The organism is Rhodococcus sp. BUPNP1 (assembly GCF_002215235.1).
In the GTDB taxonomy this organism is placed as follows: domain Bacteria; phylum Actinomycetota; class Actinomycetes; order Mycobacteriales; family Mycobacteriaceae; genus Rhodococcus.
Genome location: NZ_NERM01000087.1, coordinates 1 through 419, shown reverse-complemented (window position 1 = coordinate 419; position 419 = coordinate 1). Strand labels below are relative to the sequence as shown.

Genomic DNA, 419 nt, shown 5'->3' with positions numbered 1-419 from the left:
GACCGCGATGGGCTGGGTGGCCGACGCGCGGCTCGTCGCCGCCACGAGCAACGCCGGCGGATTCGGCTTCCTGGCCGGGGCGACGCTCGAACCGGAGCAGGTCGAGGCCGAGATCCCGAAGGTGAAGTCGCTGACGGATCGGCCGTTCGGCATCAACTTCCATATGTTCCAGAAGAACGCCGCGCAGGTGGTCGATCTCGCGATCGAGCACCGGCTGCGCGCGGTCAGCTACGGGCGCGGCCCCGATGCGAAGACGATCCGCCGTTTCAAGGATGCCGGCATCGTCTGCATGCCGACCGTCGGCGCGCCGAAGCATGCGGCGAAGGCCGTCGAACTCGGCGCGGACATCGTGACGGTGCAGGGCGCGGAAGGCGGCGGCCACACGGGCGCGGCGCCGACCACGCTGCTGCTGCCGAAGG

At 70.6% G+C, this 419-nt stretch carries 1 protein-coding gene; it reads left to right on the top strand.

Annotated features, from left to right (window positions below; translation table 11 throughout):
• Nucleotides 1–419: nitronate monooxygenase (locus tag B9C99_RS25520; RefSeq protein WP_143543611.1), on the top strand; the 419-nt coding region annotated here is incomplete at both ends.